The organism is Paenibacillus sp. TC-CSREp1 (assembly GCF_050171015.1).
GTDB classification, from domain to species: Bacteria; Bacillota; Bacilli; order Paenibacillales; family Paenibacillaceae; genus Paenibacillus; species Paenibacillus silvae.
Genome location: NZ_JBNOKM010000018.1, coordinates 1 through 24576, shown reverse-complemented (window position 1 = coordinate 24576; position 24576 = coordinate 1). Strand labels below are relative to the sequence as shown.

The 24576-nt window shown below is 46.8% G+C and carries 23 protein-coding genes and 1 tRNA gene; 3 read left to right on the top strand and 21 right to left on the bottom strand.

Going from position 1 to position 24576, the window contains the following annotated elements; translation table 11 throughout:
- Positions 1–513 precede the first annotated feature (513 nt).
- The 5 genes from ACQSGY_RS24500 to ACQSGY_RS24480 all read right to left on the bottom strand — a co-directional run bounded on the left by ACQSGY_RS24500 (position 514) and on the right by ACQSGY_RS24480 (position 4730).
- Positions 514–960: a hypothetical protein gene (locus ACQSGY_RS24500; protein WP_111270156.1), complete on the bottom strand. Its 447-nt coding sequence runs from the start codon at positions 958–960 to the stop codon at positions 514–516.
- A 99-nt stretch (positions 961–1059) separates the two neighbouring features.
- Positions 1060–1566: a type 1 glutamine amidotransferase domain-containing protein gene (locus ACQSGY_RS24495; protein ID WP_427181312.1), complete on the bottom strand. Its 507-nt coding sequence runs from the start codon at positions 1564–1566 to the stop codon at positions 1060–1062.
- A gap of 255 nt (positions 1567–1821) precedes the next feature.
- Positions 1822–1989 (bottom strand): hypothetical protein, encoded by a 168-nt coding sequence (locus ACQSGY_RS24490; protein WP_184185710.1) that lies wholly within the window; start codon positions 1987–1989, stop codon positions 1822–1824.
- Positions 1990–2090: 101 nt separating this feature from the next.
- Entirely contained in the window at positions 2091–2540 is a 450-nt protein-coding gene (dtd, locus tag ACQSGY_RS24485; protein ID WP_216519142.1) for a D-aminoacyl-tRNA deacylase, read from the bottom strand.
- A gap of 12 nt (positions 2541–2552) precedes the next feature.
- Positions 2553–4730, bottom strand: coding sequence for a RelA/SpoT family protein (locus tag ACQSGY_RS24480; RefSeq protein ID WP_184186042.1), 2178 nt, complete (start codon positions 4728–4730; stop codon positions 2553–2555).
- A 314-nt stretch (positions 4731–5044) separates the two neighbouring features.
- Here ACQSGY_RS24480 and uraA point away from each other — a divergent pair, with 314 nt between their 5' ends.
- Positions 5045–6361 carry a uracil permease gene (gene uraA / locus ACQSGY_RS24475; RefSeq protein WP_427181311.1) on the top strand — a complete coding sequence of 439 codons (1317 nt, stop codon included), beginning with the start codon at positions 5045–5047 and terminating at the stop codon, positions 6359–6361.
- 230 nt (positions 6362–6591) lie between these two features.
- Here the strand turns inward: uraA and ACQSGY_RS24470 are convergent, their stop codons facing one another.
- From ACQSGY_RS24470 to ACQSGY_RS24445, 6 genes are all read right to left on the bottom strand, one after another.
- Positions 6592–7107 (bottom strand): adenine phosphoribosyltransferase, encoded by a 516-nt coding sequence (locus tag ACQSGY_RS24470; RefSeq protein WP_111270161.1) that lies wholly within the window; start codon positions 7105–7107, stop codon positions 6592–6594.
- Between the two features lie 37 nt (positions 7108–7144).
- Positions 7145–9553, bottom strand: a complete 2409-nt coding sequence (gene recJ / locus ACQSGY_RS24465) for a single-stranded-DNA-specific exonuclease RecJ (RefSeq protein ID WP_427181310.1) — start codon at positions 9551–9553, stop codon at positions 7145–7147.
- A gap of 38 nt (positions 9554–9591) precedes the next feature.
- Entirely contained in the window at positions 9592–10551 is a 960-nt protein-coding gene (locus tag ACQSGY_RS24460; RefSeq protein ID WP_111268457.1) for a cation diffusion facilitator family transporter, read from the bottom strand.
- 73 nt (positions 10552–10624) lie between these two features.
- Complete coding sequence (gene secF, locus ACQSGY_RS24455) at positions 10625–11533, bottom strand: protein translocase subunit SecF (protein ID WP_289370147.1); 909 nt, start codon at positions 11531–11533, stop codon at positions 10625–10627.
- A complete protein-coding gene (secD, locus tag ACQSGY_RS24450) occupies positions 11523–12773 on the bottom strand; it encodes a protein translocase subunit SecD (RefSeq protein ID WP_427181309.1) in 1251 nt (416 codons plus the stop codon). Before secD ends, secF begins: the two co-directional genes overlap by 11 nt.
- 91 nt (positions 12774–12864) lie before the next feature.
- Positions 12865–13104: a post-transcriptional regulator gene (locus ACQSGY_RS24445; RefSeq protein WP_229729699.1), complete on the bottom strand. Its 240-nt coding sequence runs from the start codon at positions 13102–13104 to the stop codon at positions 12865–12867.
- A 250-nt stretch (positions 13105–13354) separates the two neighbouring features.
- Here ACQSGY_RS24445 and spoVB point away from each other — a divergent pair, with 250 nt between their 5' ends.
- Positions 13355–14938, top strand: coding sequence for a stage V sporulation protein B (gene spoVB, locus ACQSGY_RS24440; RefSeq protein ID WP_427181308.1), 1584 nt, complete (start codon positions 13355–13357; stop codon positions 14936–14938).
- Positions 14939–14940: 2 nt separating this feature from the next.
- Here the strand turns inward: spoVB and ACQSGY_RS24435 are convergent, their stop codons facing one another.
- A complete protein-coding gene (locus tag ACQSGY_RS24435; protein ID WP_427181307.1) occupies positions 14941–15693 on the bottom strand; it encodes a YetF domain-containing protein in 753 nt (250 codons plus the stop codon).
- A 181-nt stretch (positions 15694–15874) separates the two neighbouring features.
- Between ACQSGY_RS24435 and ACQSGY_RS24430 the strand changes: the two genes are divergently transcribed.
- Complete coding sequence (locus ACQSGY_RS24430) at positions 15875–16270, top strand: TIGR04086 family membrane protein (protein WP_427181306.1); 396 nt, start codon at positions 15875–15877, stop codon at positions 16268–16270.
- 82 nt (positions 16271–16352) lie between these two features.
- Here the strand turns inward: ACQSGY_RS24430 and yajC are convergent, their stop codons facing one another.
- The 9 genes from yajC to ACQSGY_RS24385 form a co-directional block, all read right to left on the bottom strand.
- Entirely contained in the window at positions 16353–16664 is a 312-nt protein-coding gene (yajC, locus tag ACQSGY_RS24425) for a preprotein translocase subunit YajC (RefSeq protein ID WP_184185682.1), read from the bottom strand.
- Positions 16665–16731: 67 nt separating this feature from the next.
- Complete coding sequence (tgt, locus tag ACQSGY_RS24420) at positions 16732–17868, bottom strand: tRNA guanosine(34) transglycosylase Tgt (protein WP_111268450.1); 1137 nt, start codon at positions 17866–17868, stop codon at positions 16732–16734.
- Positions 17869–17902: 34 nt separating this feature from the next.
- On the bottom strand, positions 17903–18931 hold the full coding sequence (gene queA, locus ACQSGY_RS24415) for a tRNA preQ1(34) S-adenosylmethionine ribosyltransferase-isomerase QueA (protein ID WP_145406681.1): 1029 nt from the start codon (positions 18929–18931) through the stop codon (positions 17903–17905).
- Between the two features lie 93 nt (positions 18932–19024).
- Positions 19025–21106 carry a SpoIID/LytB domain-containing protein gene (locus tag ACQSGY_RS24410; protein WP_427181305.1) on the bottom strand — a complete coding sequence of 694 codons (2082 nt, stop codon included), beginning with the start codon at positions 21104–21106 and terminating at the stop codon, positions 19025–19027.
- Positions 21107–21222: 116 nt separating this feature from the next.
- A complete protein-coding gene (gene ruvB / locus ACQSGY_RS24405) occupies positions 21223–22233 on the bottom strand; it encodes a Holliday junction branch migration DNA helicase RuvB (RefSeq protein WP_111268447.1) in 1011 nt (336 codons plus the stop codon).
- 55 nt (positions 22234–22288) lie between these two features.
- Positions 22289–22903, bottom strand: a complete 615-nt coding sequence (gene ruvA, locus ACQSGY_RS24400) for a Holliday junction branch migration protein RuvA (protein ID WP_427181304.1) — start codon at positions 22901–22903, stop codon at positions 22289–22291.
- Positions 22900–23403 carry a crossover junction endodeoxyribonuclease RuvC gene (gene ruvC / locus ACQSGY_RS24395; RefSeq protein WP_111268445.1) on the bottom strand — a complete coding sequence of 168 codons (504 nt, stop codon included), beginning with the start codon at positions 23401–23403 and terminating at the stop codon, positions 22900–22902. The genes ruvA and ruvC overlap by 4 nt, the downstream gene beginning before the upstream one ends.
- A gap of 249 nt (positions 23404–23652) precedes the next feature.
- On the bottom strand, positions 23653–24345 hold the full coding sequence (locus ACQSGY_RS24390) for a BofC C-terminal domain-containing protein (RefSeq protein WP_427181303.1): 693 nt from the start codon (positions 24343–24345) through the stop codon (positions 23653–23655).
- A 155-nt stretch (positions 24346–24500) separates the two neighbouring features.
- Positions 24501–24574: transfer RNA gene (locus ACQSGY_RS24385), tRNA-Pro, on the bottom strand.
- Between the last annotated feature and the right edge of the window lie 2 nt (positions 24575–24576).

The following is a 24576-nucleotide window of genomic DNA, read 5'->3' as shown; positions in this document are numbered from 1 at the left end:
GATATCTCTGCCTTGTTCGCCGTCTGTTCTCGGGGAAGTCATTCGTCCGCTCATCAAGAGAATCCTTACAGCCTTGGGATTCCTCTCTGGTCATGTGGGCACGGAGTACTTGGTCCCGTCATCAAATCAGTCATAGGTTTCAAAAAACGACTTTAGTTGACTATAGTCAACGTATTATTTTCTGATTGTAATGAACCGCAGTACTAAAGTCAAGGGTTAACATGTCAAGATAGAAAAAAAATAACCTGCACACGGTGTGCAGGTCCAAAGGATATATAAAAAAAGGGGGTCATGTGTGTTATTATAAACGCACATTGTTAAAGGCTTGTGTTACTAATATTACAGGAATATTACAAAAATGATAGCGCTTTAATTACGGATTATTCCACAATAAATTTGCTAATCTGTCAGCAAATTTGCAGATGCACTGGAAATCAGCGCTAAACCAAAGGCCCTTACGCCTTCCCGTCACTAAGTGGCAGGGCAACGTAAGAGCCTTTTTATATTTATAGATTAATCCAGTTCTTCCACATAGGCATGGTTGGAGCGAAGCTTATGAACGATTGCATCATAGTCTTCATCCCTGACTTTGGCAGACAGAACATAATGCAGGTCATCATAATCGGCCGAAGTTACTTCTGCGGCATCCAGCATATCTCCGTCCTCATTCACTCGGTTGCGAGGATCACGTTCGGCGTCACGATTGACATCGGTGACCACCGGAATCACATTTTCGCTAGCCGGAACCCCCGGAGCTGCTCCTACACCCATTGCACCATTCGTGCCTACACCACCAGCCGTATTATAAGGAACCAGTGGAACCATAACTCGTGTATCCCTGCCAATGGCAGCATCCAGTTGACCTACCTCAAGCTGCTCGGTATGGAACGTTAATAGTGAAGTTCTTGCACCCTCTGCCTCATCTTCGGTTCGAAAATACGCCTGAATATGTTTTGCCATGTCAAACCCTCCCTATAAATTAATATTTTTTTCCTTTGTGGAATGAAATATATCAATTAGAATGCCATAAATTTTTAAAATTTAACCTTTTGAGGTCGCTTATATTACTTTCATCAATTCGCGAACAAATGCCAGTTCATCATCGGGTGTACGGGATGTAATGTAATTACCATCCACAACAGCTTCATGGTCCTTGAACTCGGCCCCTGCGTTTACCATGTCATCCTTCAATGGTGGATAGGATGTAATGGTTCGTCCCTTGAGCAGATCTGCACTGGCCAAGATTTGCGGACCGTGGCAGATTGCAGCGATGGGTTTCTTGGCTGCATTGATTTCTGTAACAAACTTCAGGATGTTTGCGTCTGTTCGCAGATTTTCCGGCGATGAGCCACCTGGAATAACGACGGCGTCATAATCTGACGCATGAACCTCTGAGATCGCTTTGTCCGTTGTGTAGGAAGCTTTGCCTCCCTTGCCTTGAAGTGTTTCACCGGCTTTTAATCCGATAATGTGCACCTCATGTCCCGCCTTTTTCACCTCATCGTACGGAACCTTCATTTCTGAATCCTCGAACTCATTCGCAAGCAAAAAAGCAACTTTACTCATGATCTATGGTCTCCTTTCCGTATTCGAATGTGATCAAACTTGGAGAAAAAGCTTTTATCCTTTGGCACGTCTTTTGTGCCTCGTTCTGTTATTACCCCAAGCAGCAGCTTTTATAACAATCAATACATTCAATACATTTGCAATTGAGTTTGCTGCTTGCATTCGGGAAGGTGAGACCTGATTGATCACAGCAAAAAGCCCCGGATTGCCAAACAATCGGGGCTTTGATCATACCTGTTTTGTTAAATGCATACGTTATGGTCGTGGATGATACTCCTGGTGGTCTTTATCTGAAGTTTGCAGCATCCACATCGTGGTCACATGAGCTGCCGCAGAGCGGGCCAGGTGAAGTGACTCAGCCAGATTGCCAGGGATCAGCAATGGCTCGATCCGTGTCTTGGTTACTTTTGCAGATTGGCGCATAATAAGAGAAACTCCTTTGGTCAACAAAGATACCTACAATGTGATACCAACGTTTACTTATCTCTCATTATGGCCTCTTCACTGCGCAATTATGCGCAAGTTCAGTCCCGCAAAGGACTTTCCACCATCAAGGTAACCGGGCCCCAGTTCGTAAATGTAACGTCCATCATCGCTCCAAAACGTCCGGTCTCCACCTGAATCCCTTTATCCCGCAGCAGTTGATTAAATGTCTCATATAACCGCTCAGCCGCATCAGGACGGGCTGCTGCAGCAAAGCTTGGGCGTTTGCCCTTGCGGCAATCCCCATACAGCGTGAACTGCGAGACAGACAAAACTGCCCCGCCTACATCGAGCAAACTGAGATTCATTTTCTCCTGCTCATCCTCAAAGATGCGAAGCCCGCTAATTTTGTCTGCCAGATATATCGCATCTTTCTCGGTATCCTCATGAGTAATGCCCACAAGCAGCATCAAACCGGATTCAATTTTGCCTGTCAGTTCATCCCCTACCGTAACCTGAGCCTCTTTACAGCGTTGTACCAGCACTCTCATCGTACAGACTCCTTACTGCATAATCCGGTGCACAGAATAAACGTCCTTCACCCGTTTGATTCGTTCAACTACGGAATGCAGATGGTCTGTATTGCGAATCAGAATGGTGACGTGCACCAATGCCAATTTATTTTTATCGGTCCGTCCGGTGACGGCTGATATGCTTGTTTTACTTTCCGAAACAGCCTGCAGCACCTCATTGAGCAGTCCATTGCGATCATGGCCGGTAATCTCAATGTCGACACTGTAGCTGGATTCGATATTTTCCTCCCACTCGACTTCAATCACCCGTGCTGCTTCTTCTCCATCCGCGCTTGAAGGAATATTCGGACAGTCACTGCGGTGAACCGATACGCCGCGCCCACGTGTAACATAACCAATAATGTCATCCCCGGGCACCGGGTTACAGCACCGTGCGAAACGAACCAGCAGGTTGTCAATGCCTTTGACACGGATACCGTTCGTAGGTCTGTTTCTACGTTCTGGTGCAGGCTTCAACTCACGCATCTCGGAATTCAATTCCAGCAAGCTGGATTCTTCCTGTTCCTTGCGGAGTTTTTCCGTAGCTTTGGTAACAATCTGCGCGGCAGTAATTCCACCGAAACCTACTGCTGCGAGCATATCATCAATATCGTTAAACGCAAATTTCTTGGCCGCTTCCATCAGCTTGTCATCCGTCATCCACGCAGATGGATCCAGTCCCATACGCTTCAGCTCACGCTCACAGCTTTCCCGGCCCTTTTCCACGTTCTCCTCGCGGCGCTCCTTCTTGAACCACTGCTTGATCTTGGCCCGAGCATGAGAAGACTTCGCAATTTTCAACCAGTCCTGGCTAGGACCATAGGAATGCTTGGAGGTGAGAATTTCGATAATGTCACCCGTTTTGAGATGGTAATCCAGTGGCACAATTCGGCCATTGACCTTGGCCCCAATCGTCCGATTACCAACCTCGGTATGAATGCGGTAAGCAAAGTCGAGCGGTACAGAACCGCTTGGCAATTCGATGACTTCACCTTTTGGCGTAAATACAAATACCAGATCAGAGAAGAAATCCATTTTGAGCGATTCCACAAATTCGGAAGCGTCCTGTGCTTCATTTTGCAATTCGAGAATTTCCCGGAAAAAGGTAATCTTGTCTTCAAACTGAGGACCTGTTGCCGTTCCTTCTTTGTAAGCCCAGTGCGCCGCAATACCAAACTCGGCGGTACGATGCATATCCCAGGTGCGAATCTGTACCTCGGTCGGCTCACCATTCGGTCCCACCACCGTTGTATGCAAAGACTGATACATATTCGCCTTCGGCATGGCAATATAGTCCTTGAATCGCCCAGGCATAGGCTTCCATAACGTGTGGATAATACCCAGCGTAGCATAACAATCCTTGATATTATCCACAATAATACGAATGGCAAGCAGATCATAAATCTCGTTAAACTGCTTGTTTTTTGTCGTCATTTTTTTGAACACACTGTAGATATGTTTCGGACGCCCTGACAGATCTGCCTGAATGCCCATTTCTTCAAGTTTGCTCGTGATGCCGTCCATCACCGTGTCTATATATTGCTCACGTTCTGCACGTTTCTTGTGCATCAGATTCGCGATACGGTAGTATTGCTGCGGATTCAAATAACGGAGGGCGATGTCCTCCATTTCCCATTTGATTGCAGAGATCCCCAAACGGTTGGCAATCGGACAGAAAATCTCCAGCGTCTCATACGAGATTCGGCGCTGACTCTCTTCCGACTGAAACTTGAGGGTCCTCATATTATGCAGACGGTCAGCCAATTTAATCACAATGACACGGATGTCCTGTGCCATGGCGATGAACATTTTGCGGTAGTTCTCGTTCTGCTGTTCTTCCTTGGAGCGGAACTGGATTCGTTCCAGCTTCGTCAAGCCGTCAACAAGCATGGCGCACGTATTGCCGAAATGACTGCGGATCTCTTCAAGCGACACCGTAGTGTCCTCGACTACATCATGAAGAAGCGCTGCAATAATGGAGATGGTGTCCATCTGCATGTTCACAACAATATCGGCAACCGCAAGCGGATGCAGAATATACGGTTCTCCCGATTTTCGCGTCTGTCCGTGGTGGGCCTGATCAGCAAATTCGTAAGCCTCTCGTATGCGCACCAAATCGGGTTCTTTGATATATGCCCCGGCCTTCTCGAGTAATTGCTCTATGCCCATTCTGATCTGTTCCGTGTCCTTTCTATACAAAATGGAACCCGTGACAATACATCAACACAGGTTCCCCGTAAAAGTAATTTCCTATAATTATGACGCTTCGCCCGTTTCCCGTCAACTAGTGACGAATAAGAGCGTTTATCCAATTTTTTTAACTGTCCGGTTGGTAAACATTATTGCCGTTATTTGCTGAAATAGAAGGGAATTCTGAAAAAACGAACGTTTTACAAGCCAATCCTGAAAAATGTTATTGATTATTTGCACGAAACTCTGTAATCTATTGAAAGTTTGTGTATCGGAAAAGGAGATGAGATTCTTTGCAACGCGAAATTCAGGTTAATCAGAAGATGGCGTTTGGCCCTGGCTCATTATTGAGCCTGCAGCATTTGTTTGCCATGTTTGGCAGTACGGTACTCGTACCTAACCTTTTTGGAGTAGATCCAAGCATGATCCTGTTAATGAACGGAATTGGTACGCTGCTCTACATTCTGATGTGTAAAGGAAAAATCCCGGCATACCTCGGATCAAGCTTCGCTTTTATTGCTCCTGTAATGGCCGTATTAAAAGGACATCCTGAGAACGGATATTCCATGGCACTCGGAGCATTCATCGTAACAGGCATCGTATTTTGTATCGTAGCCCTCATCATTAAATATGCAGGCACCGGCTGGATCAATGTAGTATTCCCTCCAGCAGTAATGGGCGCGATCGTTGCCTTGATTGGTCTGGAGCTTGTACCTGTCGCCGCCCAAATGGCAGGTTTGATTAATTCAGATCCTGTGAACAACCCTGGTTGGGTGCCTCAAGCCAAACCCATTATTTTATCCATGGTAACCTTGGGAATTACGGTGATCGGAGCTGTTACGTTCCGCGGATTCCCCAAAATTATTCACATCCTGATCGGTATCGTGGTCGGTTATATTCTTGGATATTCTATGGGCCTCGTAAATACAGACAAAATTTCTGACGCTAATTTTATTTCTCTTCCAACTATAACAACACCTGCATTCGATTGGTCAGTAATTCTCACAATTTTACCGGTCGCACTCGTTGTAATTGTTGAACATATCGGTCATTTGCTGGTTACTAGCAGCATTGTAGGCAAAGATTTGTCCAAAGATCCTGGTCTGCATCGCTCGTTGCTGGGTAACGGTGTATCTACGATTCTTTCAGGCTTCGTCGGATCAACACCGAATACAACGTATGGTGAGAACATCGGTGTTATGGCGCTGACTCGTGTGTACTCGATCTATGTCATTGGCGGCGCTGCTGTCATTGCCATCCTGCTCTCATTCTCGGGTACATTCTCGGCACTGGTTGCGAACATTCCTGTACCTGTTATGGGTGGTGTCTCCTTGCTCCTGTTCGGAGTTATTGCGGCATCTGGTCTGCGTATTCTGGTTGAACAAAAAGTCGATTTTGCCAAACCGACAAACCTGATCCTGACTACACTGGTACTGGTCATTGGACTCAGCGGTACGGAAATTTCCTTCTATGGTGTGCATTTGAAGGGTATGGCGCTGGCTACAATTGCCGGAATGCTTCTAAGCCTGCTGTTCAAGCTGTTTGAAGTGCTCGGTCTGTTAAACGAAGAGACTCAGAAGCAGCCTGTCGTCGAAAAAACACCTGACTGAGCACAGAACGCTTAAACAAAGAACGATTCGAATACAGATTCATGCAAGCTCATCTCAACCTCAGAACGTATAATTTTAAAAAAAGTACTCAAAAAGCCTGTCTCTCCCAACTATTACTTGGAAGAAACAGGCTTTTTGCCAATCATTAATGCTGTATATTATTTCCCGGGAAACGCGGAAGTTAAACTTCATTGGCTCACAGCCATCCAGAACCACACGGGATTGCGCTTTTAGTAGTTCATTAACGTGAACACGTTCATGTTCTCAGGCAGCTTTGCTCTGCCATTCAGATCGTTCAGCTCAATCAGGAATGCAGCACCGACCACATTACCACCGAGCTGCTCAATCAAATTGATGGAAGTTGCAATCGTTCCCCCTGTTGCGAGCAGATCATCTGCAATCAGGACATTTTGTCCTTTTTCAATTGCATCAGTATGCATTGCAAGTGTATCCTTGCCATATTCGAGATCATACCCTGCTTCAATGGTCGCTCCAGGCAGTTTTCCACTTTTGCGAATTGGAGCAAATCCAACACCAAGAGCGTATGCGAGTGGGGCGCCCACAACAAAACCACGTGCTTCAGGTCCAGCAATAACATCAATTTTGAGATCAGCCACCATCTGTTTCAATTCATTGATTGCATTGCGGTACATTTCTCCATCTTTCAACAACGTGGTGATGTCCTTAAAGCTGATTCCCGGTTGTGGAAAGTCAGGAATGACACGAATATACTCTTTAAAATCCAAAATAATCTCCTCCTAAAATAAATACACAAACTTCCATCTAAGATACGCCCTTCATCCGGGATATCATCCATTGTGTCAGCTGAGGTGTCGATGCATCCAGCATCACCTGCTCCGTCTCGGCCATATGTTCAAGCGCCTGATAGTGGCGTGCTGAAGTCAGTTCACGTTTCGGCGGATTGTCCGCGACCGTAATCATTCCATCCTTTCGTGTAATAAAGGACAGCTCTTCGAAAACATTCAGCATCATCGTAATCATACGCGGAGAACAGCCGCACTGACGGCTGAGCACAGGAATAATTTCTTGTTCCACCACGGGTTCTGCTTTCCATTTGAACACCAGCATATAAATACGCTTGAACAGTTCTCTGGAAGGCATCTGAAGGCGATCCAGGCGGTTGCCTGATCCGTGCAGAAGGATGATATTCTCAGCTCCGCTGAACAGAGCCAGCATTGCATCAAGTTGTTCCGGAGTTTCCGGCGTATCAAACACAAATAACGTTCGCACTTGTTCCTGTCCATACTGCTCTGCAGCAGCATTACACGGAAATAGCCCGACCTTTCTATCATATACCCAAAGGCACGGTTCATACAATGAATTTCCCTCAGAAACATTCGTTTCCTTACGAACAATCGCTCCAATTGAACCTGCCTTATAACGCAGATGTACGTCCAGGGCGCTCAGGAAGTGTTTCATTGCATGTAACGGATCAGCATGCCCTCGCATATCAAATACCTGAGCATGAGGGACATGGATGTCCTGCAGCATTAGCTGTGGCTTCCTCATGCCATTCCACTCATTAATGGACAATTCGCCCATCACATCAATGACAGAACCCGGGGTGAGAAATTCAGCCAAGGCTCCCTTGCCAAAAGCAACAGTTTCCAGCTGCTGTCCTTCTTGCTCCAGCACCAGTTTCAGATGGCGTTTATCCCGCCCCATCGTCCGTGTTTCTTTTACAGTTACATTTCGGAATACAAAACGCGGCGATGGATTGCTCATACCAAACGGCTGCAAACGGTCGATCTCCTGGATCACCTTGATTGGAACGTCACGAATTGCGCATTCATCATCAGCCAACCGCTGAGGTACAAAGTCCTCCTCCGTCAGTACAGCTGCAGCATATTTATTCAAACCTGTCTCCAGCTGCTGCAATTGCTCTCGATGAAGTGTCATTCCCGCTGCCGCAGGGTGCCCGCCATAGTGGTCCATGTACTGTTTGTTCGCTGTAAGTGCCTCATAGATATCCAGGCCATCGATTGACCGCGCGGAGCCTTTGCAAACCCCACTCTCGGGATCAATGCCAAGAATCAACGTCGGTCGGTAATATCTCTCCAGTAATTTGGAAGCAACGATGCCTACCACACCCACATTCCAGCCCTCACCAGCCAGTACGATCACATCCGGCACCGATCCTGAACGCGACTCGATTTTCTGTTCCAGCTGTGTTGTCGCTTCCTGTAGTATGCCCTCTACGACCTGCTGTCGCTCCCGATTCAACAGATCAAGCTGTCCCGCAAGTGTATGCGCCTCATCCAGATTCTCTGTCGTAAGCAGGGATACGGCTCTTCCGGCATGATCCAGCCGACCGCTGGCATTAATACGCGGAGCCATGGCAAAAGCAATATTAACAGAAGTCACCTGGCTTTGGTCCACACCACTGATCTCCAGCAAAGCACTAACCCCCGGCAATTTCGAACCTCGCATAGATTCCACACCGTAACTGACAATCACCCGATTTTCGCCTTCCAGCGGCATCAAATCGGCTACTGTGCCAATTGCAGCAATTTCCATCCATTCACCAGGTACTTCACCAATAAGCGCCTGAGCAACCTTCAGAGCCACACCCGCTCCCGCCAGACCTTTGAAAGGGTAAGGACAATTCGGCAGCTTGGGATTGATTAAGGCGTAGGCATCCGGCAACACTTCAGGGGGTTCATGGTGATCCGTTACAATCACCTCGATGCCAAGTGTAGAAGCATAGGCAATTTGTTCCACAGCACTGATGCCGGTATCGACGGTAATAATCAAAGTAACCCCTTGCTGATGAGCCCAGTCCAGGGCATGGTTATGGAGTCCATAACCTTCGTTGGAACGATGTGGGATATAGATATCATATGAGGCTCCCAAATGACGCATGAGATGAATCATTAGCGAGGTACTGGATACCCCGTCAGCGTCATAATCCCCATATATTAAAATATGTTCTTCTCGCTCCAAGGCAAGCTTGATTCGAGGAATAGCCTCTTGCATACCCAGCAGCAGATATGGATCATGCATCTGATTCAGATCAGGATGCAGAAATCGTTCTGCCTCTTGTTCAGTGTGCACACCTCGGCTGACAAGCAAACGTCCCACCAGAGGTGACACGGAAAGCGCCTGCGAAAGTCCCGCAGCCGCCTCCAGATTAATATGTGGTGTGTTCCACCGATATTGCGAATAAAGCAATGATAACGCTCCTTTCCTGATCTGCGTAACCCGCGCCATTACTGAATTAATGTCGCTTCATGATCCGGCAGTTCATGATTGGATTTATAAGGATATCCAGGGTCATAAGGTACAGCCTGCACCTGGACTTCTTTGACATGACTGAATCTTGTTAACAATAACGTCTTTGCTCTATTCGCGATCTCTTGCGCCTCCAGAATAGAGATTCTGGGATTCACACTAATCACCAGTTCAATGGTAACGTCATGCTCCTGCTCCCGTGCAATCAAATGTTCAATCGTAATAATGCCGTATACCCGTTGAACCGTTTCCTTGAAATCCGTTGCATCCTCCTGCTCCAGTTCCTGAACAAGTGAGCCATACACCGTGTCTACAATCATTCGATATCCTTTATAGAAAATGAAGCCGGAAGCAAGTATAGCCGTAATCGGATCAAGATAAAGCAGCAGGTTTAATCCGGTCTCTTCCCCCGCCATAGAGCCGATAATTCCAATTAGAACGATAAGTGAACAATATAGTGCTCGACGATGCTGAAGCGCATATGACATCGCTTGAGACTGATTTCGTTTGCGAAACACCCGATATTGAAATTGAAAAATGGCTTCTTTCACCGCCAGCGCTGCAACAGCAATCAGAAGCACGGACCTGCCGGGTGCCTCAATTTCATCGCTGGATAGAGTTCCTAATGCCGATATTGCCAATTGCAGGCCTCCCATCAGGATTAACACCGCTAACAGAACAGTCATGCCAGGCCGTGCGGCACGTGCATGCTCTCTGAGACGCTCCCTTTGCACCTTGTCCTTGGACTTTACAGATTTCGAGGGGAACAGACCGACCAGGGAAGAGGCAGCTTCTGAAGCAGAATACAGGCCGTCTGCCAGCAAAGATTTGCTGTTGGCCATGTAGCCTGCTCCTGTTTTAATGACGGCAAGTGCCATATTTCCGACGATACCGCTCCATGTCGCCGCATGTGCAGACGGGCCAGGTTCTCTTGTCATGTGTATTCCCCCTTAATTCTGTACTTAACGCTGCAAAACCGCGCCTAGCAGACGCGGCTTTACATTTCGATGTTTAGTTAGAAGCTTTCGCTGCTGTTTTTGGTTTGCCAACTTGTTTACCTTTAAGCACCAGCCAGAGCGGAGCTGCGATGAAAATGGAAGAGTAGGCACCGAACAATGTTCCGATCACCATAGCAAGGGAGAACATACGAATAGACTCTCCACCGAAAATGAACAAACAGATTGAAGCGGCAAATACCGTAAACGTTGTATTCAAGGAACGAGTCATCGTTTGAGCCAAACTGTGGTTCACAACCTCACGCAAATCGGCTTTGGTTGTCTTCTTGGCAAAACGCAGGTTTTCCCGAATCCGGTCAAAGATAACGATCGTATCGTTAATTGAGAAACCAACAATCGTCAATACTGCTGTAATAAAGGTCAGATCGACATCCAGACGGAAAATGGAGAAGATACTGATAACAACAAATGCATCATGGAAAAGGGCAATAACCGCTGCAAGTCCAAAGCGCCATTCAAAGCGAATCGCAACATAGATCATAATCCCGATACTTGCAATAAGTACAGCATAGATTGCATTTCGTTCCAATTCCTTGGCCATTTCAGGATCGACCGTATTCACCTCATAAGATGCTTTCGGATCAAGTTTACTAAATTCCTGCTTGAACTTACTTTCCTGATCTTCAATCAGAACATTCGAGAAACGAACATTGACCCGATCAGCGCCCGGCGTGATGTGCACATCGCTCTCATTGACACCCATATCCTTAATAATCGGATCAATCTGCTCCGTTGTGATCGCTTTGGATACTGTGATATCCACATTGGAGCCTGATTTGAAATCAACCGCATAGTTCAAACCTAGTGCCAATAAACTTACAATCCCTGCTATTGTCAAAATAATTGAAAATGTATAGGCTATCTTACTGCCTTTAACGTAGTCATAATTCCAATTAAAGCGCACGAATTTCACTCTCCTTCACTCCGAAATACTTAGGCTTCTTGAGCACGTTACCCCGTACAAGCAAGGTTAACAGGAAGCGGGAGAAGAAAATATTCGTGATGATGCTGGTCACAATGTCAAAAATCAGTACGAGTGCAAAACCTTTAACCGCCCCAGTACCCAGGAAGAACATCACAGCCGCTGCAATAATCGTTGTGATATTGGAGTCGATAATTGTACGGAAGGAATGTTTACCTCCGGCTTTAACAGACGAAAGGATGGATTTGCCGCTCCGCATCTCTTCCTTGATCCGTTCGTACGTAATGATATTTGCATCGACCGCCATACCTATACCCAGGATAAAGGCTGCAATACCCGGAAGGGTAAGGACAAATTCACCGAGATAGAAGATCGCAAGCACTAACCATGTATGAGTAATCAACGCAAAGCTAGCAATGATACCTGGTACGCGGTACAGCCCAATCATAAAGACAAGAATGATGACAGAGCCAATCAAACCGGCTTTGATCGTCTGATCCAGAGACAATTTACCAAGGGTGGCTCCAACGCTTTGAGAGTACTTCTCGGTAAGTTTCAAAGGCAGTGCACCCAGGTTAATGGTATCACGCAGCTGGTTCGCTTCTTCACGGGTAAATGAACCTGAAATCTGAGCAGAACCATCGGTCAGTTGCTGTCCAACTTTTGGTGCTGAAAGCAACGTGTTATCTAGATAAATCGCTAGAGGCTGTCCAACCAAACGCTTGGTAATTTCAGAGAATTTGGCTTTATCCTTCACTTTAATATCGATCACCGGCTGATTCATATTCGTAAAAACAACCTTAGCTGCATTTTCGACAAATTCATTACCGCGAAGCTCAATTTTGGAGTACTCGCCTTCCTTGTCATTCTCTGCTTTACTTCGGAAGGTCAGAACAGCTGGTTCTTTCATTTTGGCTCTAACCTCGGCCTCATCCGTAACCCCTGCCAGTTTCAACCGAATACGGTTGGTTCCCTCCGTAGTTACTTCCGGCTCGCTGGTTCCGAGCGCATTGGCACGGCTTTCAAGGCTTTTGGCTGTTTGCACCAGAGAGGCTTTGCTGACTTGCTGCCCTGCTTCGAGCGGCTCTGCTTCATATAAGATCTCGTAGCCTCCTTTTAAATCGAGGCCCAAGCGTATATTTTTGAGCAGCTCCGGACTTGTACCCACCATAACCCCTGTGGTGACAAGCACGACCAGAATGAAACTGATAATTCTTTTCATGCCGTTCCTAGATCCCCTTTCGTTCTCAATATTCCTATTATAGCGATGCCGTAAAAAGCAGTCAATTTTCAACAAAAAAGATCCCTTTCGTTTAGAAAGAGGACCCCCGGTATGCAGACACGGTCATAAAGTTCATAAAGCTTGTTGCTTTCAGTGACAATATGTCGTTCACCAGTTGGTGAAGCGGTGGAATGCCCTGTTTTTCGTATTTATGACTGACGCAATTCCAGACATCTTTGCTGGTGACATATTGGTAACCGACAAGCCTTAATTCCTCTGCCTTGCTTCGGCAGAGTATCTCTATGGACTCTTCCAACTCCACATCATTCATTTCTTCCAAGTGGGGAGCCTCCCTTCTTACATCCAAGCCTCTCTGCGGCATCGATACTACATCATTCGACCTCACCCGATCATATTCCTTCTTGCGGGTGATGGTTCTTTTTGTTAATCGTGTGCAAGTTGTCATGAGATGATAAAACCCCTGCATAGGATGAAATACAACGGCTTTGTCCCATTAATGAGGATGACCTGTACATTCAATGAGGATAACCTGTACCTTCAACCGGGAGAGAGGGGTAGTTTTGAAGAAACAGACATTTATTCAGGGAGCCATGATCCTGCTCGCGGCAGGTATAATCAATCGCATTCTCGGCTTCATTCCGCGTATTGCACTGCCACGGGTCATCGGTGCAGAGGGTGTTGGCATCTATCAACTGAGCTATCCCTTCTTTATCGTGCTGGTCACGCTGATTACCGGCGGTATTCCTTTAGCTGTAGCCAAGCTTGTCGCAGAAGCCGAAACGGGTGCTAACCGTTATTCGCCTCAGCGTATTTTGCAGATCAGTCTTAGCTTTACACTCACGCTTGGTGTCGTTTTTATGTTTCTATGCATCGTGTTTGCCCCGTGGATCACTCAATATGTACTCACGGACGAACGGGTATACCATACGTTTGTAAGCATGAGCCCTATGATTGCCATTATTGCCGTTTCGGCAGTGTACCGGGGGTACTTCCAGGGCAAACAAAATATGATGCCTACAGCCGTGTCATCCATTGTGGAAACCATCATCCGTATTATTTGTGTTATCTGGTTTGCATGGCTGCTGCTGCCTCACGGGATTGAACATGCAGCCGCGGGGGCCATGCTGGGCGCTATGGTCGGTGAACTGGGTGGTATGCTTGTTCTGTTATGGAACTATGCAAGGGCTAGAAAGGAACTGCCTTTATCGAAAAATCGCACGGAGCAGTCCGTAGAAAATGAAACCTCTCAGGGGGGCCTGATCCGGCGACTGCTTGCTATATCCGTTCCCGTTACTGGGGGGCGTCTGGTCGGCTCGTTATCCTATCTCGCAGAGACCATTGTAACAGCCCAGAGTCTTGCCATTGCCGGAATTGCCAAAGGACTCGCTACTGCTCAATACGGTGCATTACAAGGCATGGTCATACCGCTGCTCTTGCTGCCTGGGGCATTGACCTCTTCTCTCGCTACCTCTCTGGTCCCTTCTCTGTCAGAAGCTTCTGCCCGGGGGGATCGCGCGCTCATTCATAAAAGAATGCATCAGGCTCTGCGGCTTGCGCTCGTCACCGGTGCACCGTTTTCCGTCTTTATGTATGTGCTTGCCGAACCGATGTGTCTGGTGCTTTATAACGATGCATCGATTGGAAGCATGCTGAAGCTGATGGCTCCGTTTGCATTATTTATTTACATTCAGGCTCCGCTCCAGGCTGCATTGCAGGCGCTCGATCGCCCAGGCAAAGCATTGTTAAATACGTTTATCGGTGCTGTTATCAAAATTTCGTTAATTCTGATGCTGGCTTCACAGCCGGAATACGGTATTTTCGGTGCGGTCATTGCAATCTGCATCAATTCTATGGTGGTAACCTTATTACATGCACGCAGTGTTCGCATTCTTTTGAATTTTCGCTTCAAGCTGCTGGATTGGGTTAAAACAGGAGCCGGCATGTTCATTATGGGTGCAGCGACCTTGCTCGTTTACGAACACACGGCAGCCATGTTCCCTTTTTGGTTACGCATGACTCTAGCCCCAGCCGCGGGTTTAATTGTGTATTTACTCATCATGGGTATGACCAAAATGATTGATTTCCATGATTTATCACGTACCCCGCTCATTGGTTCATGGTTCAAACGCCGCTCTGGAAAATAGATTCACTTCTTATCTTCACGAGGGCTGATATATATTTTACCGTTATGGTCGATGGAGCATATAAATACATCCTTGAAATCCATAATGCCCTTTTGTTGGATTTGATTTTTCAACCAGAAGCGAGTTTTCTCGATCATCTCCAGATTTTCATCCTGAACCTTGCCATCCATAATGAGTGGAACAGGCAGCCCTTCATATTTAATGTTGGGGAAACCTTTTAATTTGACGCTGCCTTTTTTGTCGGTAGATGAATTACCTGAATCCGAACCGGAGGAAGCCCTCCTATTACCTGCACTTTGATCCTTAGGAAATACCGTCAGCTTGCCCGTTGTCTCCAGCAAAGCAAAATCCACATCTTCTATGCTGTCTATGTTTTGTTCCCGCAGCTGCTGCAGCAGGTCATCCAGATTGTAACGCTGCTTTTTCATTTCATCCCGATGAAGCTTGCCTTTGGAGATAATAACCGTAGGTTTTCCATCAATCATCAGACGCAGCCTGCGGCTCTTTAATCCGAGGTAAGCCATGCCAACCTGCATAACAATAACGGTCAGCATCGGAGCAATACCATGGGAGAGCGGTTTTTTGATATCTTCTATGACAAAAGCAGCCATCTCCGCGAGCATGATCGATACAACCAGATCAAACATCGACAGCTTGCCGATCTCCCGTTTACCCATAATGCGAATCGCGCAATAAACCAGAAAATACATGAGGATCGTTCGGAAGATATGCGGGCCAACTTCAGTGAAATTCATAACAGGAACCTCCTTCGAATCTCAGCATTTGGACAGACAGCGGAAGTGCAATCCCTATTTTGACCTGAACCTGACAGGCTCATGCAGAAATAATCCGTTTATTTAATGGAAATCGGCTCATAAGTACGTAGGCTTGACCATACACTGTATTAATTTCAAACTTGTACAAGGGGGTTGCTTCATGCAATTGATTCGCCGCTTGTTCTCATTTCGGATGTCCAATCCAATTCTGTCTGGCCTCTGTCATGCTTTTGTCTGGATGTTTGTCGGCGCTTTAATTCTTTCCTTCTTCCTGTGGATGAGCGGCATGCGAGAACAGGACCTCTCTACTTATACCTACGTTGCTCATGGCTTGTCTCTGATCATTGGCGGTTTCATTGCGGGCAAACGGTCGGGCGAGAAAGGATGGTACTACGGGGGGCTTACAGGCATCGTATACGGACTTCTCGTGCTGCTCATCGGCTTCCTTGCACTCGATGCTTCCTTCAACTGGAAGGACAGCCTGCAGCTGCTCAGCGCTTTTTTGCTTGCCGCGTTCGGAGGTATCTTCGGTGTAAACACTCATCGTTCTTCCTGAGAATACAAAAAGAGAACCGGATCTGCTCAGATCCGATTCTCTGTTCGGGAATATGCCAGGCATATTCTCATCATGTATAAAATTATTGAGCCGTTTCCCGGCTTACAGCACTGCTGATGGCGTTGCGGTCAAATGTAAGTTTGGTTACATCGTTAACACGCAATACAACCACATCGTCTGTAATTTCCGCAATTGTACCATGAAGGCCACCAATCGTTACGATTTTGTCGCCCTTTTTCAACTGGCTCAACATTGCATTACGTTGTTTTTGCTTTTTGTTCTGTGGACGGATCATCAGGAAGTAGAAAATCGCGACCATCAGCACCAAAGGTACGATCAACGAAAAAATTCCACCACCTGCATTTGTAGCTTGAGCAGTCATTGTCTGAAACATCAAAACTCCCCCTTATCAACTATACGTACAGATATTGCTTGTTACATCGGCTCCGCAAAAACCTCAATCAGAAACCTTTGTCATTGTCATGCAGACCATATTGATCGAAAAATTCATCCCGGAAATCAAGCAAACGATCTTCCATTATGGCTTTGCGCACATTCCGCATCAAATTCTGTAGGAAATGAAGATTATGGATCGTTGTAAGACGCAAACCAAATGTTTCATCTGCCTTAATCAGATGACGCAAGTAAGCTCTGGAATAGTTGCGACAAGTGTAGCAATCACATTCCGGATCAAGCGGCCCGAAATCCGTTGCAAACTTGGCATTGCGAACGACCAGACGTCCCTGACTTGTCATCGTTGTTCCGTTACGGGCAATTCGGGTTGGCAGCACGCAGTCAAACATGTCCACTCCACGAATTGATCCCTCAATCAATGCATCGGGTGAACCTACCCCCATCAAATAACGTGGTTTATTGGCAGGCAGCAAAGGCACTGTATAATCCAATACACCATACATCAAATGTTTCGGTTCTCCAACACTCAGTCCACCAATAGCATACCCCGGGAAATCCATGGAAGTCAAATCAGCCGCGCTTTGACGGCGCAGATCCTCATGCATGCCTCCCTGTACGATTGCAAACAGGCCTTGATCGTGCGGACGAGCATGACTTTCAAGACAACGCTCTGCCCAGCGGCTTGTTCTTTCAAGTGACTTTTTCACGTATTCATACTCAGCCGGATATGGAGGGCACTCATCAAACGCCATCATAATATCCGATCCCAGTGCATTTTGAATTTCCATAGCGACTTCCGGGGAAAGGAACTTTTTGTCTCCGTTCAGATGGGAGCGGAAGTGTACGCCTTCTTCCGTAATTTTGCGCATTTCACTAAGAGAAAAAACTTGGAACCCGCCGCTGTCCGTCAAAATAGGACGGTCCCAGTTCATAAACTTATGCAAACCGCCTGCCTGGCGGATAATTTCATGCCCGGGTCTAAGGAACAAGTGATACGTATTACTCAATATAATCTGAGCATCCATCTCTTTCAGTTCTTCAGGACTCATCGTTTTTACCGTTGCCTGCGTGCCTACCGGCATGAAGGTTGGTGTCTCAATAACGCCATGGGGGGTGTGCACACGCCCCAGACGCGCACCGGATTGTTTACACGTTTTGATATGTTCGTACGTAATTGCTGCCATTGGTTATAATCATCCTCTAAAATTTAATCGTTGATTAATAAATCAGCATCGCATCGCCAAAGCTGAAGAAACGGTATCGCTCCTTGATCGCTTCAGCATAAGCATGCATTATGTTTTCACGCCCCGCCAGCGCACTAACCAACATGACAAGTGTTGATTTTGGCAAATGGAAGTTAGTAAGCATCCCGTCAATAACCTTGAAGGTATACCCCGGATAGATAAAGATGCTCGTCCAGCCGCTGCTCTCCTGCAGCACACCATCTTCGAATTTACTTCCCACGGTCTCCAATGTTCTGCAGCTGGTTGTACCTACTGCAAATACTTTATTGCCACGTGCTTTGGTTTCGTTAATCAGATCCGCCGTCTCCTGAGATAAAGAGTAATACTCCTCATGCATCACATGATCCTCAACCACATCAACAGACATCGGTCTGAAGGTGCCTAACCCGACATGCAGCGTTATAAAGCCGATATTCACACCTTTGGCGCGAATCTGATCGAGCAGCTCATCAGTAAAATGAAGCCCTGCTGTCGGTGCAGCAGCGGAACCTTCGTGTTTGGCATATACCGTTTGATAACGCTCACGATCATCAAGCGTTTCTTTGATATATGGCGGCAGCGGCATTTCTCCCAGACGATCCAAAATCTCCTGGAAGATGCCGTTGTACTCAAACGTTAGCGTACGCGCTCCCATTTCACCGACTTCATTAATCACGGCCTTGAGCTCATCACTAAACACGATGACCGCGCCATCTCTCAGCTTTTTACCTGGCTTGACCAGTGCCTCCCACTTGTCACCTTCCACATTTTTGAGGAGCAGTACCTCTGCTTTGGCACCTGTATCTTCTTTGGTACCAAACAGGCGGGCAGGCAATACACGGGTATCATTCAGAATCAGTGTATCTCCCGGCTCCAGCACGTTGAGAATATGAGGAAAATGGTGGTGTGCAACTTCACCCGTCTCTTTGTTCAAAGTAAGCAAACGAGAAGCGGTGCGATCCAGCAATGGTGTCTGTGCAATTAGTTCCTCTGGTAATTCAAAATCATATAAGTCCACATTCATGTTCTACTCATTCCTTAACACATTCATATTCTTTCAATTCATTATTGACCTAAGACCCTATTGTTTATTTCATTTCGCTAACATCATATAGTTTTATTCTTTGACAATCGTCGCATTTTTATAATAGTGTTTCAATATTGTCTGGTAATCATACCCTTCATCAGCCATCCCCTTGGCTCCCCATTGGGATAGACCGAGCCCATGGCCGTTACCTTGACCGATAAACATAAAAGTCTGCCCCTGTGTTACAGCTCTCGCTTGACCATCTGCACTCATCACAACCAAGGCATTGCTCGAAGAGGTTCCCGTGCCAGATGCTGATAACACAGCAGTTCCCTGTGATCCCGTTTTGCTAGCTTTGTTACCGTCAGCGCCTAATACAGTATAACTTCCGGTCCCAGCAATATCAAATAAAGTGCTCGGCAATCCACCTAATGCAGAGCGGTACGTATCCGCATATTTGACCGTCAACGGTTGCCCGTTGGCTATAACTTCAAGGGCTCGCCCGGATGGACCACGTTTGCTTACTTCCAGCGTTGAGATGGAGGAAGGAAGGGCCGTTGTCGTTTTACCTTGCAATGTCTTGAGCAGCTGTGCCGAGGTAAATGGTCCCCTTACCCATGCATAATCATTGGATTGAGCCACTTTGGCCAATACAACAACCTCTGTTCCAGGATTAATTTTGGCTACAGGTTCAACATTGGATTGGATCAGCGGGATAGGTCTTACATTCGTATTTTGAGCCGTTACGGTTACTTTGGAAAGACCCGCTTCTGTCTTTGTTGTTAGTTGTTTTACATTGTCCTCACGAATATATCCGCTCACACCTGAACTCAGAAGTACATGATACCAGGATTGAAGTCCAGCTTGGGCAGATTGATCCCCCCGACTCTCCACATTAGTGAAGACCCCTGCGCCACCATTCCATACCTCGGAAGGATGGGCCGTTTGACCACCCGCATTAGAGGAAAATACGGCTTCTACAATTTTGCCTCCGCTTTTAACCACTTCTCCGGCAGTGGCATCTACAGCGCTCGTTACTTTATCGTTCTCTGAAGTCATTCCGTTATATGCCTGACTCAGTGTGGTATCCACAACATTGGCGATTTTGAAACGCTCCCCTTGCTGCAGTGCATAGGAACGAGCAGCGACCGCTTGCACTTTCAGAGCTTCGGCTGGCCAGGAAGAGTAGACCTCGGCACCCACAACCGAATACAAGTACTGTTCCAGTGCTACAACGTTAACCAAAGCCAAATCACCGTTAACGATGCTGATCTCCATATCCCCGCGATAGGTTCGTTGTGAGCGCTCCACAACTTTTATGCCGTTGCCTGTTCCTTGCACAAGCACTTTAGCGTCTTTGCCTGCGATTGTATAATGCGGAGCAGTAATCAGCTTGTCTGTACTCAATCCCGCATCCTGACGAATAATGAGCCCGCCACTGTCACCTGCAGGGGAAAGGTTAACACCGGCTGTACTCGTTTCGATAAGCTGCTTTAATGAGGATAACTCTGCTGCAGATGCAGCTTCGCCAACCCAAACTGTATATGCCTGGCTTCCGTCCAGTTGAAGCACAGGATAAGCTGTAAAACCTGCTGACATCAAACTCACCTGCGCCGCCTCAGCTTCCTGAAGAGAGCTGTAGCTGCCTGCTTGCAAACGTTCGCTGCCTGTTACAACAGGTTTCTGCCCAGCCAATTGAGCTGCAGCTGTTTTTTGTACTCTTTCAACGGCTTGTCCTGCCAGTGCTGCTGTTCCATAATTTCCCGTATACAGCTGATAAAGTGTTTTGCCATTGAAAGATGCTGTGAATAATAACGGTTTATCTGCGGTCGCCTGAAGCAGCTTTGCAGCCGCAGCGGCTGTTTTGAAATCAGTCGTTTCCAGCACTTTTACGCGAAATCCATCTGCACTGAATCGTGCTTGTCCGGATGGGATCGTCATGTTAGTGCCTCTCTCCGACTGAAGGCCCCACTGTCCGCTCGCTTCAAGTGTGATAAGTGGGGTTGTTAATTTATATGTGCTCCCTAAATTGGCAAACAGAGCTACCCTGATCAACTGCGCATCATTGCCATCAGCATAAGCAGGCAGTTGCAAACATCCTGCTGTCATTAGAGCAGCCGCCAGTACTTTCAATCGACGACTCCACTTTCTCGTACGTATTGCTTTTCCCACCTTCAGGCTCCTCTCTATATATGTCTTTCGTTTATAACGGTTCGTCTCATCCCATTGTGTAACTAGAAATTGGCACTATCCTCTGATCCACATCTCCCCACAGAAAATGCTTATTCTTACTTGCCATCTCTTGGAGGAACAGGCAAGCCCAGATGATGATAGGCAAGGTCCGTTACAACTCTGCCTCTTGGTGTCCTTTGAATCATACCGATCTGCAGCAGATAAGGTTCGTATACATCCTCAATGGTCTGAGGCTCCTCCCCAATCGTAGCCGCAATGGTGTCCAGCCCGACCGGCCCTCCGCGAAAACTGTGGATCATTGATTTAAGCATCTTATGATCAATTTCATCCAGACCACGTGGATCAATCTGTAATCGCTGCAATGCCTCTTCTGCCAGTGATTGTGTAATAATACCGTCACCACGCACCTGTGCAAAATCACGGACTCGTTTCAATAAACGGTTAGCAATACGTGGTGTCCCGCGTGACCGCAAAGCGATCTCTTCTGCGGCATCGCCGACAATCTCTACACCTAAAATTTCAGTAGAGCGTGATACGATGTATGCCAACTCATCAACTGTATAAAATTCCAGGCGGCTAATAACGCCAAACCGATCACGAAGAGGAGCAGATAATAACCCCGCGCGCGTAGTCGCACCAATCAACGTAAATGGCGGCAAATCCAGACGAACAGAACGTGCACTAGGACCCTTGCCAATCATAATATCTAACGCCGAATCTTCCATCGCTGGATACATAACCTCTTCAACCGTACGATGCAGGCGATGAATCTCGTCAATAAACAAGACATCTCCCTCTTGCAGATTAGTCAGCAACGCAGCCAGATCACCGGGACGTTCGATCGCCGGACCTGAAGTTGTTCTGAGGTTTACGCCAAGTTCATTGGCAATGATATTAGCAAGTGTTGTTTTACCAAGTCCCGGAGGACCGTATAACAGCACATGATCCAATGCTTCATTTCGTAATTTAGCCGCTTCAATATATATTTTAAGATTTTCCTTCACCTGGTTCTGCCCGATGTATTCATTCAAATAACGGGGACGAAGACTTAATTCAACGTTCTGGTCCTCCATCATCAGGTTCGCGGATATAATCCGTTCATCCATACGTTTCTCACCCTTTTCTTGCAGGCTGCAACTCTATTATACTATGAAAAATAATTTATCCGGTAAATAACATCTGCAGCGCACGCTTCATCAGCACATCCACAGAATCCGCCGTAGTCACATTTTTTTTCAGTTTCAGCCATACCTTATCCAATTCAGTATCCGTGTATCCAAGCGCCTTCAGGCCTTCGCGAGCCTCATCCCATGCAGATCCGCTTCCAACCTCTTCAGATGGCGGTGCGAACAATCCTGTCTCGTACGCTGCCGTACCGAAACCATCCAGCTTGTCTTTCAGATCCAGAATCATACGCTGCGCTGTTTTCTTACCGATGCCTGGCAGCTTTGTCAAGAACGTCAAGTTCTCCTGATAGATCGCGGTGACTACATGATCTGGCGTGCCCCCCGCAAGAATGCCCAAGGCCACTTTCGGTCCAATGCCTGATACTTCAATCAGCTTGCGGAACAAACGCTGCTCCTCTCGCGTTACGAAACCAAATAGCAGCATTGCGTCCTCACGAACATGATGATGGGTATATACCGTTATTTCACCTTCTTGTTTCGCAAACGCATAGGGATTTGGACAGAATACACGATAACCTACGCCATGAACATCCAGAACAATATAATCACTCTCAACATGTATGAACTGTCCTCTTAGAAAATCAATCATTTTCGCAATACCTCATTCAACTTGGAATTTAATGTATAAGAATGTGCATGACACACGGCAACAGCCAGCGCATCTGCCACGTCGTCCGGTTTGGGAACAACTTGAAGGCGAAGGAACATTTTCACCATCTCCTGCACCTGTTTCTTCTCCGCTTTGCCATAGCCCACAATGGCCTGTTTGATCTGCATCGGGGTATATTCTGCAATCGGCAGACCCTTCTGAGCAGCAGCAAGCACCATGACCCCTCTGGCCTGGCTGACAGACATCGCTGTAGTGACGTTCCGGTTAAAAAAAAGCTTTTCCAGTGCTACCGCGTCCGGTTTATATTTGTCAATTAACTGCACCATGCCCTCATATACGTGAAGAAGCCGCTCCTCTTCAGGAGTATGAGCCTCTGTCTGGATACATCCATATTGCACGGGCACAACCTTGTTCCCGATTTTATCCACAAACCCGAAACCCACAATCGCAATCCCCGGGTCAATCCCCAAAAAACGCAAAACCATCTCTCCCTTACAAAAGCGAACATATGTATCGTTCATTTCATTATAACAAAAGATAAGCCGCACGGCAGGAAAAACTTTAACTATGCTAATACTTGCTGTTTTTCGTTTGTATTCTGCAAAATGTTTTACATTTTGCAAGTCTTCCTAGAGCACGACAAAAAGGACATCTGATGATGTCCTTTCGTCAAAGTTATTTGACTTATCACCTATTTGGCTTCGGTGCTCGACTTATTATCTCAACGTTTAACCGCCATTTCGCAGCAGTCGATGCTTTTCGTCCACAGCAAAATCACTGAATGTTGAAATAACACTGTCATACTCATCCTTATCCTGAACACGAATCCCTTCCTGCAATTGCTCTAAAACGCCATCAGGCAGTGAACTCTCCAGCGTGCCTACATCCAGCTGAAAAAACGTACGAATCACGTTCTCTTCCGCTGGCTTGCCCTCGTACAAATTAAGATTTCCGGCAGCATCAATGCTGATGTATGCCTGCTGTTTGCAGATCGGTGAGAGGTCATCTACACGCTGCTTCAGCTGCAAGATATCCGTTGAGGTGACTTCAGCCTCCCACTCTGGATGTTGAACAAGTAATACTTTTAACTGAGGTATATCCATTCTCCCTAATTGTTCTGTCTCCACACCGCAGATATATTCAGTTTGCAAAATAACACGGATTAAGTTTGTTCTCTCCGTCTTGAGCTGGTTTACAAGTGTCTCAATCTCCTGCTCGGTTCGGGTACCCTGCTGAACTGGGCCCATAACACTCACAGCTTCCCCGAAATTCGTTGTTAATAGGCGCTCTACCGCAGCAGATATAGTTAAACCACGGTATGCTAATATCGTAATCGCTATGATCGCGCCGGCCATCCACAACGTTCTTCTCCATCGCCGCCAGCGCTTCTTGAACTGTTTTCTGAAGTTGAGCCTGCTCACATAAACCCCTTCAATCCCTTTTTAAACCTATTGTGACCTAATGTATAACGCTTTATGCAAAACAGGTAGCCGGGACTCAGCAATGATTGTTTTGCAGCTAAAATGTATTATAAAACAGCAAAAGCACTATCCGTTAAGATAGTGCTTTCCAAAGATCGGGATGACACGATTTGAACATGCGACCCCCTGGTCCCAAACCAGGTGCTCTACCAAGCTGAGCTACATCCCGTT

What these genes read in the sequence shown, in the direction of transcription:
- dtd (WP_216519142.1), bottom strand. Translation starts at nt 2,540, where the DNA reads ATGAGAGTGCTGGTACAACGCTGTAAAGAGGCTCAGGTTACGGTAGGG.
- ACQSGY_RS24435 (WP_427181307.1), bottom strand. Translation starts at nt 15,693, where the DNA reads ATGAATTTCACTGAAGTTGGCCCGCATATCTTCCGAACGATCCTCATG.
- ruvA (WP_427181304.1), bottom strand. Translation starts at nt 22,903, where the DNA reads ATGATTGATTTTCTAAGAGGACAGTTCATACATGTTGAGAGTGATTAT.
- ACQSGY_RS24495 (WP_427181312.1), bottom strand. Translation starts at nt 1,566, where the DNA reads ATGAGTAAAGTTGCTTTTTTGCTTGCGAATGAGTTCGAGGATTCAGAA.
- ACQSGY_RS24460 (WP_111268457.1), bottom strand. Translation starts at nt 10,551, where the DNA reads ATGACAAGAGAACCTGGCCCGTCTGCACATGCGGCGACATGGAGCGGT.
- ruvB (WP_111268447.1), bottom strand. Translation starts at nt 22,233, where the DNA reads ATGGATGAACGGATTATATCCGCGAACCTGATGATGGAGGACCAGAAC.
- tgt (WP_111268450.1), bottom strand. Translation starts at nt 17,868, where the DNA reads ATGGCAGCAATTACGTACGAACATATCAAAACGTGTAAACAATCCGGT.
- ACQSGY_RS24430 (WP_427181306.1), top strand. Translation starts at nt 15,875, where the DNA reads ATGCAATTGATTCGCCGCTTGTTCTCATTTCGGATGTCCAATCCAATT.
- ACQSGY_RS24445 (WP_229729699.1), bottom strand. Translation starts at nt 13,104, where the DNA reads ATGAATGATGTGGAGTTGGAAGAGTCCATAGAGATACTCTGCCGAAGC.
- yajC (WP_184185682.1), bottom strand. Translation starts at nt 16,664, where the DNA reads ATGTTTCAGACAATGACTGCTCAAGCTACAAATGCAGGTGGTGGAATT.
- queA (WP_145406681.1), bottom strand. Translation starts at nt 18,931, where the DNA reads ATGAATGTGGACTTATATGATTTTGAATTACCAGAGGAACTAATTGCA.
- ACQSGY_RS24480 (WP_184186042.1), bottom strand. Translation starts at nt 4,730, where the DNA reads ATGGGCATAGAGCAATTACTCGAGAAGGCCGGGGCATATATCAAAGAA.
- ACQSGY_RS24490 (WP_184185710.1), bottom strand. Translation starts at nt 1,989, where the DNA reads ATGCGCCAATCTGCAAAAGTAACCAAGACACGGATCGAGCCATTGCTG.
- secD (WP_427181309.1), bottom strand. Translation starts at nt 12,773, where the DNA reads ATGAAAAGAATTATCAGTTTCATTCTGGTCGTGCTTGTCACCACAGGG.
- ACQSGY_RS24500 (WP_111270156.1), bottom strand. Translation starts at nt 960, where the DNA reads ATGGCAAAACATATTCAGGCGTATTTTCGAACCGAAGATGAGGCAGAG.